Annotated in this window: 18 protein-coding genes and 1 tRNA gene; 10 read left to right on the top strand and 9 right to left on the bottom strand. The window is 56.1% G+C overall.

What is annotated here, in order from left to right:
- From NTW95_07155 to NTW95_07120, 8 genes are all read right to left on the bottom strand, one after another.
- Positions 1 to 484: hypothetical protein (locus tag NTW95_07155; GenBank protein ID MCX6557189.1), on the bottom strand; the 484-nt coding region annotated here is incomplete at its 3' end.
- Positions 481 to 1,602, bottom strand: a complete 1,122-nt coding sequence (locus NTW95_07150; GenBank protein MCX6557188.1) for a glycosyltransferase family 1 protein — start codon at positions 1,600 to 1,602, stop codon at positions 481 to 483. The genes NTW95_07150 and NTW95_07155, both read right to left, overlap by 4 nt.
- Position 1,603: 1 nt before the next feature.
- Entirely contained in the window at positions 1,604 to 2,971 is a 1,368-nt protein-coding gene (locus tag NTW95_07145) for a glycosyltransferase family 4 protein (protein MCX6557187.1), read from the bottom strand.
- Positions 2,968 to 3,450 carry a hypothetical protein gene (locus tag NTW95_07140; GenBank protein ID MCX6557186.1) on the bottom strand — a complete coding sequence of 161 codons (483 nt, stop codon included), beginning with the start codon at positions 3,448 to 3,450 and terminating at the stop codon, positions 2,968 to 2,970. The genes NTW95_07145 and NTW95_07140 overlap by 4 nt, the downstream gene beginning before the upstream one ends.
- Entirely contained in the window at positions 3,431 to 4,639 is a 1,209-nt protein-coding gene (locus NTW95_07135) for a glycosyltransferase family 4 protein (GenBank protein MCX6557185.1), read from the bottom strand. Before NTW95_07135 ends, NTW95_07140 begins: the two co-directional genes overlap by 20 nt.
- Positions 4,636 to 5,784 (bottom strand): glycosyltransferase family 4 protein, encoded by a 1,149-nt coding sequence (locus NTW95_07130; GenBank protein ID MCX6557184.1) that lies wholly within the window; start codon positions 5,782 to 5,784, stop codon positions 4,636 to 4,638. The genes NTW95_07135 and NTW95_07130 overlap by 4 nt, the downstream gene beginning before the upstream one ends.
- Positions 5,714 to 6,049: a hypothetical protein gene (locus NTW95_07125; GenBank protein ID MCX6557183.1), complete on the bottom strand. Its 336-nt coding sequence runs from the start codon at positions 6,047 to 6,049 to the stop codon at positions 5,714 to 5,716. Before NTW95_07125 ends, NTW95_07130 begins: the two co-directional genes overlap by 71 nt.
- Before the next feature lie 86 nt (positions 6,050 to 6,135).
- Positions 6,136 to 6,208 (bottom strand) — tRNA-Lys (locus NTW95_07120).
- Between the two features lie 125 nt (positions 6,209 to 6,333).
- Here NTW95_07120 and NTW95_07115 point away from each other — a divergent pair.
- The 9 genes from NTW95_07115 to NTW95_07075 all read left to right on the top strand — a co-directional run bounded on the left by NTW95_07115 (position 6,334) and on the right by NTW95_07075 (position 14,526).
- Positions 6,334 to 7,467 carry an aminoglycoside phosphotransferase family protein gene (locus NTW95_07115; protein MCX6557182.1) on the top strand — a complete coding sequence of 378 codons (1,134 nt, stop codon included), beginning with the start codon at positions 6,334 to 6,336 and terminating at the stop codon, positions 7,465 to 7,467.
- Between the two features lie 63 nt (positions 7,468 to 7,530).
- Positions 7,531 to 7,758 (top strand): hypothetical protein, encoded by a 228-nt coding sequence (locus tag NTW95_07110; GenBank protein ID MCX6557181.1) that lies wholly within the window; start codon positions 7,531 to 7,533, stop codon positions 7,756 to 7,758.
- Positions 7,739 to 8,962, top strand: coding sequence for a hypothetical protein (locus NTW95_07105; GenBank protein ID MCX6557180.1), 1,224 nt, complete (start codon positions 7,739 to 7,741; stop codon positions 8,960 to 8,962). Before NTW95_07110 ends, NTW95_07105 begins: the two co-directional genes overlap by 20 nt.
- A 122-nt stretch (positions 8,963 to 9,084) precedes the next feature.
- A complete protein-coding gene (locus NTW95_07100; protein MCX6557179.1) occupies positions 9,085 to 9,492 on the top strand; it encodes a hypothetical protein in 408 nt (135 codons plus the stop codon).
- Between the two features lie 93 nt (positions 9,493 to 9,585).
- The gene (locus NTW95_07095) at positions 9,586 to 10,044 is read left to right on the top strand and encodes a hypothetical protein (protein MCX6557178.1); all 459 of its coding nucleotides are present in this window, start codon (positions 9,586 to 9,588) and stop codon (positions 10,042 to 10,044) included.
- On the top strand, positions 10,041 to 10,820 hold the full coding sequence (locus NTW95_07090; GenBank protein ID MCX6557177.1) for a TlyA family RNA methyltransferase: 780 nt from the start codon (positions 10,041 to 10,043) through the stop codon (positions 10,818 to 10,820). The genes NTW95_07095 and NTW95_07090 overlap by 4 nt, the downstream gene beginning before the upstream one ends.
- Positions 10,804 to 11,649 carry an NAD(+)/NADH kinase gene (locus tag NTW95_07085; protein MCX6557176.1) on the top strand — a complete coding sequence of 282 codons (846 nt, stop codon included), beginning with the start codon at positions 10,804 to 10,806 and terminating at the stop codon, positions 11,647 to 11,649. The genes NTW95_07090 and NTW95_07085 overlap by 17 nt, the downstream gene beginning before the upstream one ends.
- A gap of 33 nt (positions 11,650 to 11,682) precedes the next feature.
- Positions 11,683 to 13,941: a tetratricopeptide repeat protein gene (locus NTW95_07080; GenBank protein ID MCX6557175.1), complete on the top strand. Its 2,259-nt coding sequence runs from the start codon at positions 11,683 to 11,685 to the stop codon at positions 13,939 to 13,941.
- Positions 13,942 to 13,986: 45 nt separating this feature from the next.
- Positions 13,987 to 14,526 (top strand): DUF4416 family protein, encoded by a 540-nt coding sequence (locus NTW95_07075; GenBank protein ID MCX6557174.1) that lies wholly within the window; start codon positions 13,987 to 13,989, stop codon positions 14,524 to 14,526.
- Between the two features lie 19 nt (positions 14,527 to 14,545).
- Here the strand turns inward: NTW95_07075 and NTW95_07070 are convergent, their stop codons facing one another.
- Positions 14,546 to 15,208, bottom strand: a complete 663-nt coding sequence (locus tag NTW95_07070; protein MCX6557173.1) for a transglycosylase SLT domain-containing protein — start codon at positions 15,206 to 15,208, stop codon at positions 14,546 to 14,548.
- 153 nt (positions 15,209 to 15,361) lie between these two features.
- Here NTW95_07070 and NTW95_07065 point away from each other — a divergent pair.
- The coding region (locus NTW95_07065) for a hypothetical protein (GenBank protein ID MCX6557172.1) at positions 15,362 to 16,584 on the top strand (1,223 nt) is incomplete at its 3' end.

Below are 16,584 nucleotides of genomic sequence, written 5' to 3'. Positions count from 1 at the left end.
ACTGGATTTTTTCGGCGGGTACGCCGTAGTAACGGCCCAATTCCCCCTTGGTGAATTCGGCGTCGGTGTAAATTTGGGCGGCTTTGTTCAGGCTCCAGCGGCATTTCAAGTCCTTGCCGGTTCGCTCCTTGAGCGAGAAATCATGCGCCCGAGCCCGCCATGCGACGTCGTGGACCGCCAGGGCTGTTTTCCCGTCGTAGAAGAACGGCAGCTGGTTGCCGGCCGCGAACAGCAATCCGTAATCGCCGTTGCTCAGTTTTTTGCGCAGCGGCCCGTTTTGCCAGTACGTATAGCCGCCTGCCGCCGGGATGATCGTTTTTTCCAGGTTGGCGCAGCGGTCAAAAAGGTCGAGGTTTTCGCGCAGGAAAAGATGGTACGTGTCCCGGGAATCGGCGGCGAGGATTTCCGAAAGCAGGTTGCGCAGGTAGCGTCCGACGCCGGTAGGCTGCCGCGTCAGGTCGTAGCCGTCGATCGCGATTCTCATGACGTTTCCCCGGCAAGATGCTGATAGAAAGACAGGGTCCGGAAGGCGCTTTCCCGCCAGGAGAAGGTGCGGGCATGCGCAATCCGTGCTTCCCGGCCGGTCGTTTTGTCCTGCTGCCAAAGCGATTCCATTTTTTCGCCAAGTTCGGGCACCGAAGTGGCCTGGAAATAGGTGGGCAGTTCAAGGCCGATCTCGTGGAACACGGGGATATCGGAACAAAGGACCGGCGTGCCGCTGGCCAGGGCTTCGATCAGCGGCAGACCGAAGCCTTCCGCCAGTGAGGGGAAAACAAAAAACTGTGCTTCCCGGTACAGTCCCGGCAGGTCGGCATCTTCCACATAGCCGATCTCACGCACCTGGCCGGCCAGCTCCTTTGCCAGTGCGATGAATTCGCTAGTTCCCCAACCGCGGCTGCCGGCGATGACCAGCGGGATGACGACGTCCCTCCGCTTCAGCTCGATCAACGCTTTCAGCAAGGTGGGCAGGTTCTTGCGCGGTTCGATGGTTCCGGTGAACAGGATGTATTTTTCGGGCAGGCGGTATTTTTCGCGGCATGAGCGCCGCCGGTCGGGCTCGACAAAGAAATACGGCGCCACGCCAAGATGGATCACCCGGGTTTTTTCGGCGGCCGTCGCGAAAATCTCCAGCAGACTTGAACGGGTGGCCTGAGAAATGCAGATGATGCCATCGGCCCTGGCGATGTTTTCAGCCAGCCGCGCCCGGAAATAGCGGCGGCTTTCCGGTTGGACGCGTTTTTTATCGCTCAGGAAAAAAAGATCGCAGATAGTGATGATCTTTTTCCCATGGCAGGGTAAAAGCATCGGGGTGGGTGAGTGGGCGACTGCGATTTTTTCCTTGAAAAAAAATTCCAGGGGCGGAAAGCGCCAATTTGACCAGAGCCAGTTCAACGCCTTGACCGGAAGGCGCGCATCGACCAGGCGGCAATCGGTGAAACGGGGGATCTTGGCCTGCGGAAAGCGCTCTTTCCATGAAGAGGAGAACAGCAGGTAGCGGTTTTGTCCGTCGCTGGCGGCCAGGTGGTTCAACAGGTTCTTGTAATAGGTACCGACCCCGGTTTCCCGGGAGAGGAAGACCCGGATATCGCAGGCGATATTCATGCTATTGGTCCATCCGGTAATCGCGGAGCAGGGCGGAAAAAATTTCCTTTACCCGGGCGGTGAATACCGCTCGGTTGAAAACCTTGCCGCGCTTGCAGGCAGCCTCGCCCATGCTCCGCAGCCGCTGCGGCTCATCGATCAGGCGCAATGTCTGCCGGCTCAATTGGTTGGCGCTGGAGAAGAGCAACCCCGAAATTCCGTCCTCGACGATCTCCTTCAGTCCGCCTCCGGCAAAAACCACGGGCACGCAGCCGTTTTGCATGGCTTCGGCGGTGGTCATGCCGAAATGCTCGACCAGTTCGGGTTCGTTCTGCTGCAAACCGCAGAGGTGCCAGAAGATCTTGGCCTTCTGGTAGAGGGTTTTCAGCTCCGCGGCCGGGATATTGATGCGCAGCTCGACATTTTCCAGACGGTCGCCGGCGATGCGCTGGCGGATCTTTTCCAGGTAGGGGTTGTCGTTGGGGCTGCCGCCGGCGAGGATGAGTTTCCAGCCTTGAAGCCGGCGCGGCTGGCGCTGCGCCAGCTGCGTGAATACCTGGACCATGCGCAGCTGCTGCTTGTTGCCCCCCGGGTCGAAACGGGCGGCCGAGAGGATGACGTCCTCCTTGGCCGAAAAATCCACCGGGCCGTCCATGTCCACCGGGGGATAGAGGTGGATGCCGGGACTGAGCCCCCATTTCTTACGGATCCATTCGGCCGTGTAGCGGCTGTTGTAAATGAGATGCGGGTAGCGGTCGACATAGAAATAGGTGCTCGGCCGCCGCTCGGGGAAGTGGCAGATGAACAGCGAGCATCCGGCCAGCGGGTAGACCATCTCCACCATGCTGTTGTTGATGAAAAAATCGTAGCGGCCGCTCTCGCGGCTGATCAGGTGGAACGGGTTGGCTATCCTCCTGGAGGTGATGGCGGCCGGATCGAGATGCTCCCGGCCCTGTTTTTCGTAAAAGGGGATGGGGATCACTGCGATGCGGCAGCGCGACAAGTCGAGCCGGTACCAATCGCGCAGCTGGTCGTGGCTGACCGGCTTATTGCTGATCAGGGTGACAACGAAATCGTTTTGCAGGGCATGGGCGATGGTGCAGCCGTACTTCTGGGCGCCGCCGATCAGGTGCAGGGTGTGATCGTAGATGGCCAGCGCGGGCTTGCGGAAGCCGAAGGCGACCTCGAGGCGGTTGAGCAGGTTGACGGCGGCCTGGACGCCGCTGCGCCGGGCGATCTCCCGGCAGATGCGTTTCAGGACAGCGGCTGCTTCCGGCCCGGGATCGGCGCGGAGCGTGGAACGGATGTCCTGGGCCAGGGTATCGTTGTTCGTCTCTCCCGGCAGGGCAAGATCGGCCCGCAGCAGCTGAAAAAGCCCTTTCCGGATCATGTCTTCCGGGTCGTCTTTTTCCCGTTATCCGCTCCGGCCGGTTGCGGGTCGGGAAAATCGGCCGCCCGCTCCGCCGTTTCCCTGATCATTTTTTCCTGATGACGCAGCTTGAGGAACGTAAGCAGCTGGAAGGTGACCAGCTCGCGGTTGAGCCGGTTCTGCTTCTGCAGCAGCAGGGACGTGTACGGCCGGGTCAGGGCGCGCATCATTCTTTTCAGGAAAACTATGGGCTTGCCCAGGATCGGGCGGTGGGAAGCGATCGGACCCGCTGGTAGGCAGTCGGCGTCCTCGTCCAGCAAAGCCAGCCGGTTCCACATCTCACGTTCGATCTCGGCATTGGACAGCTTCCAGAAATCGATGGCGATTTCCCGGTCAACTGGCCCGCCGGCGAGCGTATCGATTCCCTCCAGCCTTTCCCGCTCCGCGTCACATAAAACCTTCAATTCCTGCAGGGTTTTTTTAATGTCGTCGTTTTCCATCATGTGCTCCTGCCGGCGCAAGGACGCTGGCGATGAATTCCGCGTAGCGTCTGGCGCAGCCGGCGATGCTGCATTCGCGCCTGACATAGCTGGCGGCTTCGGCTCCGATGGATTGCCGGAAGTCGGCATCTTCGGCCAATGCCCGCACGAAGCGCTTGATCATCTCCTTTTCGTCCACGTCGCAGCCGATCTTGATGACCGCTTCGTCGGGAAGCTCCCGGTAGGAGCCGGTGTTTGAGACCAGCACCGGCTTGGCGCCGCTCATCATACGCAGCAGCGATCCCGAGTTTTCCCCCATGGTCGGGTAGCGCAGGTTGAGGCAGATGTCGGCGGCCGCGATGTGCTTTTCCAGGTCGGCCAGGGCGACGAAACCCCTGCGGATGACGGTGAGAGCCTTGCCCTGGGCGAGCACCTTGAGATAGTTGGCCTCATCCTGGCCGATGATGACATATTTCAGGTTGGCGATGGCGGCGGCGCTCAAGGCGGGGATGATGGCTTCGTAGCGCTTGTTCTTGGTGACATACCCGGTCGAGAGCAGCACCAGGTCGTCGGCGCTGAAGCCCAGTTCCCTTTTTAGTTCAAGGCGGTCGAGCGGCGGCAGGTCGTGGCCGTGATGGGGGATGCGGGCGATGGGCAGCGCATGCTTTTTCCGGACCAGGGTTTCCAGGAACGCCGAGTGGACGATCAGTCCCTTGGCCATGCCGATGACCTCTTCGTTGAGGGGAAACTGGATGGCCAGCTCCGATTCCCAGATCGGGTGCGGCAGCCGGTCGATCATGCGCTGGGCCAGGAGGGGGCCATCCTTGGGATAGAAGCGCTGCAGCAGTTCCAGGTAGCGGGCATGGTCGCGGTTGGCTTGCATCATTTCGGCGTAGAATCCCTGCAGGACATAGTCGTGCAGGACCACGATGCCGGGAAACATTTTCATGGCTTCATAGATGTACTTGTGCGCCCGATAGTTGTTGCCCATGTGGTAAACGATGGCGTCGTAGTCTTGTTGCTGGAACTCGCCCGGATTGAAAATGCGGATGGGGAACCGGCCGCTGATGCGGGTGTTGCTGGGGGTGTAGCTGCCGTCGACGTACAGGTCGATGTCGGCATGCGTGCCGAGCTCGGGCAGCATCTCCTCGTTGTAGTCGGCGATGCCGCTCCTGACCGGGTTGAGGGGGGTGAACAGGGCGATTTTCATGGCTGCAGCCCCAGCAGCTCCCGGATGGCATGGTCCCAGGAGATGCCCTTGACCCGGTCCAGCCCGTCGAGGCCGAAAGCGCGGCAGCGCTCGCGGTCGTTGAACAGGAGGGTGATCCCTTCGGCCAGCCGTTGTTCGTTGTTAGGTTCAATGATGAAGCCGTTTTGCCCGTCCACGACAAACTCCAGGGTGCCGCCCGAATCGACGGCGCTCAAAACCGGTTTCTGCGAGAAGAACGCCTCGAGAGTCACGTAACCGTAGTCCTCGTCGAAAGGGGCGTAATAAACGGCGAAACACTCGGCGTACAGCTGCAGCAGGCGCTGATCGTCGACGTAGCCGAGAAACTCGACGCGGTCAGCGACGCCGCTTTCCCGGGCCAGCGCTTCGAGCTTGTTCAACTCGGGTCCGGCGCCGGCGATCAGGCAGCGCATGTTTGCCGGGCAGAAGCGCAGCGAGCGGATCAGCCAGTCGATGCGCTTCATCTTGTCCAGCCTGCCCACCGACAGGATGAAATCGCCGTAGCGTTCATGGCGATAGCGCGGATGCAGCTTCGGCGGGTGATATAGGGCGGTCGCCGACAAGCCGTTGAACCTGCGCAGACGCTCGGCGGTGTTGCGCGAGTTGCTGAACAGGCGCCGGTGCCCCTGAATCGCTTCCCGATCCAGCTTGTTGATCTGCCTGCGTATTTTTTCATCCCAGCGGTCGCTGGGATCAAAATCGGAGTAGGGGGTTCCGTACAGGTCGTAAACCTGGCGGAACTGGTGGATCAGCCAGAGCACCTTGTTGGGGTGGGGGGCGAAATAGGATGGAAACTTGGTGGTGATCAGCAGGTCGATCGGCCGGCCGTCGGCTTCGCTCAGGTCCAGCTGCTGCCACAGGTGGATGCTGTTCTCTATCTGTTCGCGCGGGTACCACTTGTAGGGGACGGTGATCAGGTCGGCCTGAAAGCCGCGCTGGCGCAGCTGATCGCGCAGCGCCAGGGCATGGATTTCAGCGCCGCCATGGACAAAGGGCACCTGCGGCAGGCAGATGCCAATGGTGCGGACGGCTTCGGCCGGAACCATTGCCCGGGGTTCAAGTCTGGCCAGCAGTTTTTTTGTTTTCCGGCGCAGGGGGCCGGGAATGATTTTGCGGAGATGGCTCATGGCTCTTTTTGATTTTTTCGATTTCCTTCAACAACCTGAGGTTGATCTCTTTCTGGTTTTCCAGGAGCGGTTCGAGGATATGGTTCATTTCGATGATCAAGCGGCGGCGCAGTTTGTTGATGATAAAGGCCAGGAAAAAACCCTTTCCCGATTTCTGAAAATTCAAGTCGCGCTGCTGGATTTTTTCGCGGATCAGGTCGCAGGAATCGGCCTCGATCTCGCTCTTGATTTTTTCGATTTTGGCCAGTATTTCCTCTTTTTCCATTTGCTTACACCGATTTTAGCCAAATGGATCACTATTGTCAAATGCGATGATGGTTGCGGACGTGGGACGCGCCAGGGGAAGGAAGATGACCCCTAGTGGAATCGAACCACTAACCTATTGATTAAGAGTCAATTGCTCTGCCAATTGAGCTAAGGGGCCATTAAAGACGAAAATTACCATAATTCGCGCCGGTTGTCAACAAATTAAGGGCGGCCGTCCGCAATACTTCCCGGACCGCCCCAGGTTTGGTTATTCAGGCGATGTATTCTATAATGTCAGCGGAAATGGCGGAAAACAACATTGGGCATGAAGGATTTGCTTTTGACTTGGCGCAGCTGACGGCCAATTTCTCCATCCAGGGGGCCTTTGCCGGCGGCCACTCCTACGGTTCGGGGCATATCCACGATACCTTCCTCATCCGCAACGCCCAAAGCGGCTGCCCCGACTACATCCTGCAACGCATCAACCGCGGCGTGTTCGCAGACGTGCCGCGGCTGATGGAGAATATTGTCAGGGTCACCGCCCATCTCCGCGCCAAGTCGGGCGCCGATCCCGGCTGCGATGTGCTCACGGTGATCCCGGCCCGGGACGGCCGCTCATTCCATGAGGACAGGGACGGCGGCTGCTGGCGCATGTACGTTTTCATCGACCGCCACCGCTCGTTCGATCGCGTCGACAGCGCGGAGCTGGCCTGCGCCGGCGGCAGGCACTTCGGGCGTTTTTTGCGGTTGCTGGCCGATTTCCCCGCTCCGCCGCCCCATGAAACCATTCGCGGTTTTCACAACCTGGAAACCCATCTGCAGAGGTTCTCAGATTGCCGGCAGGAGGATCCCTGCCGCCGGGCCCGGCAAGTCGCCGCTGAGACCGACTTCATCCAGGCGCGGGCGGAAGCCATGAAACGGATCCTGCACCTGGGGCAGGCCGGGCGCATCCCGCTGCGCATCACCCACAACGACACCAAGTTCAACAACATCCTGTTTGCCGAGCAGGGCGGGGGAGCCTGCATCATCGACCTGGACACGGTCATGCCCGGTTATGTGCATTACGATTTCGGCGACGCCGTGCGCAGCGGCTGCAACCGCGCCGGCGAGGATGAACCCGACCTGGAACGGGTAGGACTGGACATCGATCTTTTCAAGGGCTTTGCCCGGGGTTTTCTTTCGTCACTGCGCGACTGCCTCACGGCGGAAGAAATCGCGCACCTGGCCTTTTCGGCCAAGTTGTTCGCTTATATGATCGGCCTGCGTTTCCTCAGCGATTTCCTGGCCGGCGACCGCTATTTTAAAAGCCGCTATCCCGGGCACAACCTGCAGCGGGCGCGGGTGCAGTTCCGGCTGCTGGGAAGCATGGAAAGGCAATCGGGGCAGATGGAGGATATCGTCCACGGTCTGGGTGAAGCAGAATCGCCGGGGAAATAAAAATGGCGGGTACAAACGTGAGGCCATTGTTGGAGGCGGTTAAAAAAGAGTGGCCAAGGGTTTTTGCCGATTGACAAGCCAGCCTATTCCCTTTATACTTCTGCCGGCGTACTCATTTCAACTGAGGTGACATTAAGCCAATTGAAAAATTATCTTGAACATAAAAAAGAGATTGCGGAAGAAGGGTTTGGCAAAGTTATTTCCCGCTCTCGGATTCTGGCGCTGCCGGTTCATGCCATGAATAGGCCTGGCGGGCAGAGAGGAGGTCCGCATGGCATTCACCATACCTGAAGCATTCGAGCCGGCGCCCACGGCCACGATCATCCACGCCTACAACAGCGAAGGCGTTTCCCTGGTCACCCTCAGCGACGATGACATCTGGTCGGTGATCAAGGCCTCCGGCGCCAACCTGATCGGCAAGCCCAACATGCAGCCGCGCGTGCAGGTCATGGACCGCTACATCCAGGAGCGCGACATCGAGATCAGCCAGGTCGAGATGTCGCTGGCCATCGAGGAGTCGCATGCCAGCTATTTCTGGGAGCGGCAGCTCTCGGGGAAAAAATCCTTCGAGATGGCCTGCATGGAAGTCAACACCTGCGGCGACTCGCTGAGCCCGAAGGTCCTGAGCACCTTCATCGACGCCTGCGACTATCCCGAGCTGGTCTCCTTCATCTATTTCGCCCCGACGCCGCTGCTCAAGGGCATGAAAATATCCGACCGCGAGTCGATGCGCAAGCAGTGCTTCAAGGTCCCGGTCGATTGCTATTCGCGCTATGTCATCGACATCCAGGCCCCCATCGACCTGCCGGAAGGCAAGATGTTCATCGCCCACCTGCACCGCAAGGACATGACGAAGATGATCCAGCACCTGCGCGAGGACGTGATCACGCGCTACTCCCAGCATTCGCTGAAGCTGGCGCGCAGCGACCGCAAGCTGAAGCTGATGGTCAACTCGCAGCAGGAGGAGTACCTGGCCTGCGCCTTTTACGACTGCGACCAGAAGTTCATCAATTCGCTCTGCAACCCGCGCGTCCGCGAGGACGAGGCGCTGTATCTTCTGGAAGACTGCTTCGACGACGTGCTGCTCTCCACCGACACGCCGTTCATTTTCGACCACGACTTCGATCCCCCGGGCTATACCGGGGTTTTTCTCACCGGCGGCACCGGCTACATCGCCCTGCACGTCACGCCCAACCCGATCGGCCAGAACCGCAATTTCGTCGAGTTCTGCGCCTACATCCATCCCAGCATGTGGGTCTTCGAGCGCGAGTCGCTCATCCACGTCATGTGGCCGATCCTCAAGCTCTTCTCGCCCGACCAGGCCGAGATCCATTACCGCGTCTCCTCGCGCAACATCACCCGCGCCCGCGGCATCCACCAGAAGTTCATCCGCAAACGCCTGATCGGCCTCGGTTATTCCTATGACGAGGTCATTTCCTTTTACGATGACTACTTCGGGAGGACATTTTTCCATCTGAACATCGAAAAAAAATAGAATTGGTGTATCGGCGCCTGCCGGCAGACTCAGGAATTTGGCACGTTAAAATCAGGATTTTCCCGATTGAATTGCCCGAGCGTCTGGTTTACCTTTTAACCCATTGAAAAAAAAGTGAAGGCATGAACCTGGAAAAAAATCAATTCCTGCATTGGAAGCTGCATCTGCAGGCGATTCCCGTCTGCTTGGCCGCCCTGGTCATGTGGGGCATCATCGGCGGCTGGTACATTGCCATCGCCCCGGCCAACATGGCCGGACCGGACAATTTCGGCATCGTCATTTCCATGTTGGGCCTGTGCCTGTTTTTAAGCGACCGGCTGGCCTATTTATGGTTCAAGATGAACAGCCAGGCATTCATTTTTTTCATCTGGATATGGGGGTTGGCCCTCATTTTTTGGGGGCTGATAGTCTGGCTGCGCGCCTTTTCCAGGCGGTACATAACGATCTTCATGATTCATTGGCTGCTGTTTTTAATCATTATCGTCTCCACCTGGCTGTGGGTCGGACGCAACCGGGGTCAACGGGAATGACGAAGAGCTCCCCAGGGCGTTTTAAAACCGGAAAGCGCGGCGCTCTTGACACCCTTCGGGCATTCTCTTAAAATATCCGGCAGGAGACATGCTGTGGAGCTAGAAATCGATTTCGCCATCGCCGGTAAATACGGCGATTATCATGATTGTTATGCGCGCAACCTGAAGATCTTTAAAAGGTTCATCAAGGTCTTTGACATATTTTTTAAAAAGCAAAAATACGAGAATTCGCAAGTCGTCATTGATCCTGATGCCAAGAACCGGGCGACGATCCGCTTCTGCGCGAGAAACTACCAGCTGGGCCTGAGCCTCGACCCGGCCGAACTGGATCGGGCGCTGGTTAAGTTGGAAGCCATGGGGGAAGAGCGACCGCTCGAACTGGCCCGTGCGACCATCGTCAAATCGGAAAGCGTCGTATTTCCCGGCGAGAAATCGGTGTCGCTCCAGGATGACTACGAGTTCAACAACGCGGTCCTGAATTTTTTCATACGCGCCATCAGCAAAAATAGTGTGGAAACAGCTGCCGCCCGCAAGTCGCCAGCGCGGAAGTGAGTGCTCCAAGAAAAACCCGGCTCGATGATGCCCTGATCGCAAGGGGGCTGGCCGGCGGAGCGGATAAAGCCCTGGCCCTGATCATGGCCGGCGACGTGTTCGTCAACGGTCAACTCCAGATCAAGGCCGATCATCGGGTGACTGCGGCGGACGCCATCACGGTCCAAAACAAGCACCCATTCGTTTCGCGCGGCGCTTTCAAGTTGGCGAAGGCCATCGAGGCATTCGCCATCACCGTCGCCGGCGCCAAGGCTCTTGACCTGGGCATATCCACCGGCGGTTTCAGCGACTACCTGTTGCAATGCGGCGCCGACAGGGTCTGCGGCGTCGATGTGACTATTTCCCAGGTCGATTACAGTCTGCGCCAGAATCCGCGCCTGACGCTGTTGGAAAAAAACGCCCGCTTCCTGCAGCCGCAGGACGTCCCTTTCGAGCCCGACCTGATCATCATGGACCTCTCCTTCATTTCCATCGCCATGGTTCTGCCTGTTCTGACCGGATTCGCCAAGGCGAAGATCCTGGCCCTGGTCAAACCGCAGTTCGAAGCCCCCAAGCCCCTTGTCGGCAAGGGGGGGGTGATCCGCGATGCGGGTACCAGGCTGGACGTCGTGCTCGGGCTCAAGAGGCGGATCGAAAGCATGGGTTTTGCCGTGCGCGGCTTCACACCATCAGGCCTGAAGGGAAGGAAAGGCAACCAGGAATATTTTTTCCTGCTTGAATTCGGGAAAAAAAAATCCATTGATGATACAATGCTCCGTGATGAAGCAGCCGTTTAAGAAAGCCGTCATCGTGGCCAAACCGCATCAGGACCTGGTGTTTCACCTGGAAAAAACACTTACCGTGCTGAAGCGGTTCAACGTCGCCTACACCCTGGAGCAGACAGCAGCCGAGCTGCTGCAGAGCCGGGAGTACTGCGCCCGTGACGATATCGCCCGCGACACCGATCTGATCATCGTCCTGGGCGGCGACGGAACTTTTTTGTCGGTCGCCCGCCAGGCGGTGGAAGCCCAGGTGCCGGTGGCCGGATTCAATCTCGGCACGCTGGGTTTTCTTACCGAGATGAAAAAGGAGTTCCTTGAGGAGAGCCTGGCCGACATACTCGAGGGCAAAGCCAAGGTATCGCGGCGCAAGCTGTTGCAGATCGACTACCAGAACCGCGTGTATACCGCTTTGAACGATGTGGTCGTCAACAAGGGAGCGATCGCCCGCGTGGTCAAGCTGCTCTTGAAGATCGACGGCGCCAGGGTGGCCGAGGTGAAAGGGGACGGCCTGATCGTCTCCACCCCGACCGGATCGACGGCCTATTCCATAGCGGCCGGGGGACCGATCGTCAGCCCCGAGGTCAACGGCATCATCATCACCCCCATCTGCCCCCATGCGCTGACGTTCCGGCCGCTGGTGGTCCGGGACGGCACCACCATTACCGTCCAGCTTCTGACCCAGAACATGGACGCCTTTGTGACCATCGACGGCCAGACCGTGCTGCCGCTCGACTACGAGGGAATGCTGTCGGTGGGAATCTATCCCAAGCAACTGCACATGCTGGTCACGCCGGAAATCAACTACTTCCAGCTTTTGGCCGACAAACTGAACTGGGGGATGTAAGCCCGGCATGGCGCAATCATCACGGAGGTCATCATGAAGAAAGCCGCGATAGGATTGTGTTTGACGCTGGCCATTGTCCCGGTTTTTTCCGCCGCCAAGATCGATGATTTTTCCCGGGCCATCGCCTATTACCTGATCGACGACATGGAGCTGGCGAACAAATATCTGGAAGCACACTTTCGTTCCGATCCCAAGCCGACGGTCAAAAAGGGCTTCGCCCTGTTGCTGAAAAACGAAAAATGGGAAGCCACGAAAGTGTTCAGCTATTACCTCGAGAGCGACCACCGCTCCCTGGAGGCCTTGACCGGGGTCAGCCTGGCCGTCTCCGACCTGAAGAATTCCCTGGCCATAGAAAACCTGCTGAAAATAACCCGCATGAACGCAAGCTATGCGCCGGCTTATTTGTGCCTGGGCAATGAGTACCTGAAACGGAGGAATTACCCGGCCGCCGAGGCCAATTTCAACAAGGGCGTACAGTTCTCAAAACTGGCCGAGTACAAGCTGCTGCTGGGCGAGTTGTACCTGCAGACCGGCCAGGCGCAAGCGGCGGTCGAGCTGATCCAGCCCGAATCCGAGCAGGCGCCGACGAATTACTATTTTGCCCTGCAGAGCGCCCGGGCTTATTATCAACTGAACGACTGGGCCCAGCTCTATCCGTACCTGGAGCGGGCGCTCAAGGCCAAGCCCGAATCCAAGGAAGCCCAGCTGCTGCAGGCGCAGTATTTCATGAAGACCGGCGAGTTGAAAAAAGCCAAGAAAATACTTGAAAAACTGAAGTTCAATTATTACAACCCCGAGTATGGGCTGTCGTTCGCCGAGGTCCTGATCCAGCTCAAGGACAGCGACGCTGAAAAGTACCTTTACGAAGTGTTTTCCCAAAACCAATGGGAGCCGCGCATCAACCGGCTGCTGGGGTTGTACCACCTCAAGAAAAAAGACGCCAACGTGCAGAACTGGATCGAGCGGACGATCCTCAGCGGCAAAAAACAGGAAGAGCTGAAAGCGGAATTTCCCGCGGCGCTGGAATTTCCGGTCTATCCCTTCTTGACCTTTTTCGAGGGCAAGAAGATTCAGTGGCTGAGGGACAACCGGGTCCTCATCGCCGGCGTCATGGAGAGCGGTGAAAAGGAGAAGCTGCTGGTCGTGGATGCGCTTTCCCAGAAAGTGATCAGGACCTTCGAGTACGAAGGCACGATTCAGGACATAGTCGCCTCCGCCAATCTCGAAAAAATCATTTTTTCCACCAGCGCGGTCGAAAACGAAAAGGTGTTCATCTACACGCTTATCGACACCGGCAAGGACTTTTCCCTGCAGCCGGTGTTCGGCTATGCATTGAAAATGCCCAGCATCATCGTGGCTTTCAACGCTCAGGCGAGCGATGCCTACATCACCGACGGCGGCATGGCCGAGCAGGCGTTCGTTTCGCCATTCACCACCTTGAGCGCCAACGGGCGAAAAATCGCCGTCTATCCGAATTTTCCCTTCCAAGTGTACCGCTACAACTATGCGAATAAAAGCTGCACCGAAGTCAGGGGCCGCGAGCTGCTGCGCCGGGTACCGATCCAACAAATCCAGCAGTACCTGGCCGTGGCCGATGCCGCCGAGGAAAACCGGGAAGTCGCCACGCTCATCGAGAAAGGCCGCAACATCGATCTCACCGCTTCCGAAGAGGTGGAAATAATTTTCGGCGCCGAACCCGGGCCGTTCATCATCTATTTTTCCGATTTGAAGAATGCCTTCCAGGGGTTGATCTACGATCCGGCGGGCAACAAAACGACCAAAATGGATGAGACCATGTTCCTGGGCGAGAAATATTACAGCGAGTTGGACATCGTCAACTTCAATCCCGGCAAGAACGAGATCCTGTTCCTCACCCGCGACAAGGAAAAGAACCTTTACCTTTTCAACTACCATACCCTGCTCTACAAAAAGCTCGGCAGCGGCATATTGGCCGTCGGCTGCAATCCCGATGCCAGCGTCATCTATTTTTTAAGCGAAAGGAGCAAGTTCATGTATTTTAGCGAGACCAACCTGGAAATCGTCCGCCTGGCGCCTTTTGCCAGGGAAAAAATCACTTCACGCCGCGACCTGAATTCGATCGTCGACTGCACCGACGCCGACGAGCAGTTTTTCACCACCTTCAACGGCGAGCTGCTGAAGCTGGACGAAGAGCGGAACTTCAAAAATTGCCAGGTGGCGCTGGCCGGAGCCGTTTACCAGCCGTCTCCGGGCAGGGAGCGCGTCGCCGCCTTCATCAACGATTGCTTTTACATTTTGCCATGGCAGCGCTGAGCGAGGTTAAAGCCAGCAGGTTGAACGGCTGGCCGGTTTTGCAGCATGGGGCGCATCAGCGAATTCAATAAAGTCAAACTGTTCTGCGGGCTGATCTTCGCCGAAGCCGCAGCAGCGGCCGCGGAAAAGGCGAAGAAGGAACTGGCCGCCCATTTTTCACCCATCGACAGCCAATCGGCGCTTATCCCGTTCACGGCGACCGACTATTACCGGGCCGAAATGGGGGAGCCGTTGTTCAGGCAGTTCGTCTCGTTCAGCGGCTTGCAGGACCCGGAAAGACTTCCGGAAATCAAGTTCTTCACCAACCGGCTGGAAGAAAAATTCCTCAACGCCGGAAAAAGAACCCTCAACCTGGACCCGGGATATCTATCCGACGCCAACGTGATTATCGCCACCAGCAAGAACCACTTTCATCGCGTCCCCTTGCGGGGCGGCATCTACGCCCACCTGGAATACGTCCTGAAAAACAAGCAGTTCGAGTTCCTGCCCTGGACATACTCCGATTTCAAACAGCCGGAATACCTGGCTTTTTTCAGGCAGCTTTTTATCCTTTTCAGGCAAAACAGCCACGGGCGGGCGAAATGAAGGGTGGCAGGCGCTTTTCTTACTGGCTAACGCCGATCCGTTTGGCGATCTCCGGGTCCTGGCTGTAGAGCGAATTGTTCACCTTGGCCAAATAGCCGGTATTTTGGTATTTGTAGCCGTTGTTGTACAGGAACAGGGCCCTTCTGATGTCGCCGTTGGAAAGATCGTAGTATTGCTTCAATATTTTCAGCCCCAGCCCGATATTGTAGTCGATGTCGAAGATCCTGTTTTTGTCGATCCTGAGCTCGTCTTTCCAGACCGCATAGTGGACCTGCATCAAGCCGTAGGCGCCGACGGCCGAAAGGGCCAGCGGGTTGTAGCCGCTCTCCACCTGCATGACCGCCATGATCAGGTTGGGATGGAATCCGAACAATTTGCTTTTATTATAGGTAGTGTTGACGATTTGTGAAAAATCGGGAAATTTCTTCTGAAAAATCGTGTTCTGATATTCCAGGAAATCGATCCGGGCGTAGCGCTGCTCATTGAGCCGCGCTTCCTCGTCCATCTGCACCACCTGGCCGTGCAAGTCCCCCAGGCCGGCCTGCAGATAGCGGATATGGGCCAGCGAGCGTTCGTAGTTCCGGTTGGACTGATGGAAACCCACGAGCAGACCGGAAACGGAAATGACCAGCAGGGAAAGCAACAAAATAGCGCACCGTTTAATTGGATAGTTTGTCGTCATTTTGGTCACCTTTGAAAAGCAAAAAATTATAATTAAAAAAAAACAAAAAAGCAAGTTTTTCTTTTTGTTTTCCGAGACAACAGAAATAAAACCCTAATCAATTGACCTGCATTCGTATTTCCTTTAAAATTCCTTGGAAAGAAGGAATTGATTATGGGAACCAAGATAAATAAAAACAATTTATGGACACTGGCATATTCATTCGGGATTGGATTAATCTTCTGTGCAATGTTTTTCTTGGTCTGGGCCCGTGATTTTCGAAAAATAATAAAAAAAATCGAGATTGGACCTTTGAACTCGGCCGGTTTTACGCAAAGCGAGTTTTTTTTAGATGAAGTGGATCAAAAAGCATATATAGTGGAAACAATTTTGAAGCGTATCCCGGATCAGCCAATAATTATAAACTATTTCCTGAATGGAATTCAGATTAATTCGCTTCAGGTCAAAAAAAAATGGTTTTTTTTTATGATCCCTGCAAATTTGCTTTGCCCGGGCACAAATTACTTCCGAATCAGGATCAGGGGCCAGGATTCGACAGTCATAAAAACGATCCGTCTGAAAAATGTCTATGGCTATTCCAGGGGCATCTTGTCTGCCTATGTTGTCCCGGCTGAAAATTCCCGATACTCTGGAATTCGAAACAAATGGGGGGCATTACTTTTATTTCTTCTGTTTTTCCTGTTGTCCTTCTGGGGGTATTGGTTGGCGACTCATGCAGCGATCAGCCGCCCCGTATTTTTGGACTGGAATCTCATTGTCCCTCTCCTATTTGGCTTGTTGCTCATTGGCAATGCCTTTTTCAGGTATAAAATTCTTTTGGAAACTGAAACGATCATTCTTTTATTAACCTTGTTTTTCGGCTGGTTGTTCAGGGATAGAATCTTCGGGAATGAAGTTCTGATGGTGAAATTTGCCGCTGCCCTGGTGGTAATTTATTTCATTTTTAGCATCGTCCAATATGCGGTAGACATTCCTCAGGTCGATGATTATGACAATATTCTGGGATCAATGAATCAATTGTACCAATCCCAGAATTTTACTGAGGTTGGAAGCATTTTGTTTGCCCAACATAATGAGCATCGATTGGTGTTCAATCGCATGGTCTCGATGGCGATGCTGAAAATTTTCAGAAGAATCGATTTTCGCTGGCTGATTTTTATCGGCAACTTGGCAATCTTTGTTTTAATATGGATTATTTTCCGAATATACCGTTGTGATGAAAAGAAATTTTTTTATTTCTCACCAGCGATATTTTTGATTTTTCAGCCCCTGTACGATAGTTTCGTCTGGGCCATGGCTGCACTTTCCAATTTTTATGCCCTTGCCTTTGCTGCACTATGCTTCTATTTTTTACAAAAAAAAACTCCCGGAGCCTT

The sequence above is a fragment of the Candidatus Aminicenantes bacterium genome (assembly GCA_026393795.1).
Lineage (GTDB): Bacteria > Acidobacteriota > Aminicenantia > UBA2199 > UBA2199 > UBA2199.
This window is presented reverse-complemented; position numbering and strand designations above follow the sequence as displayed.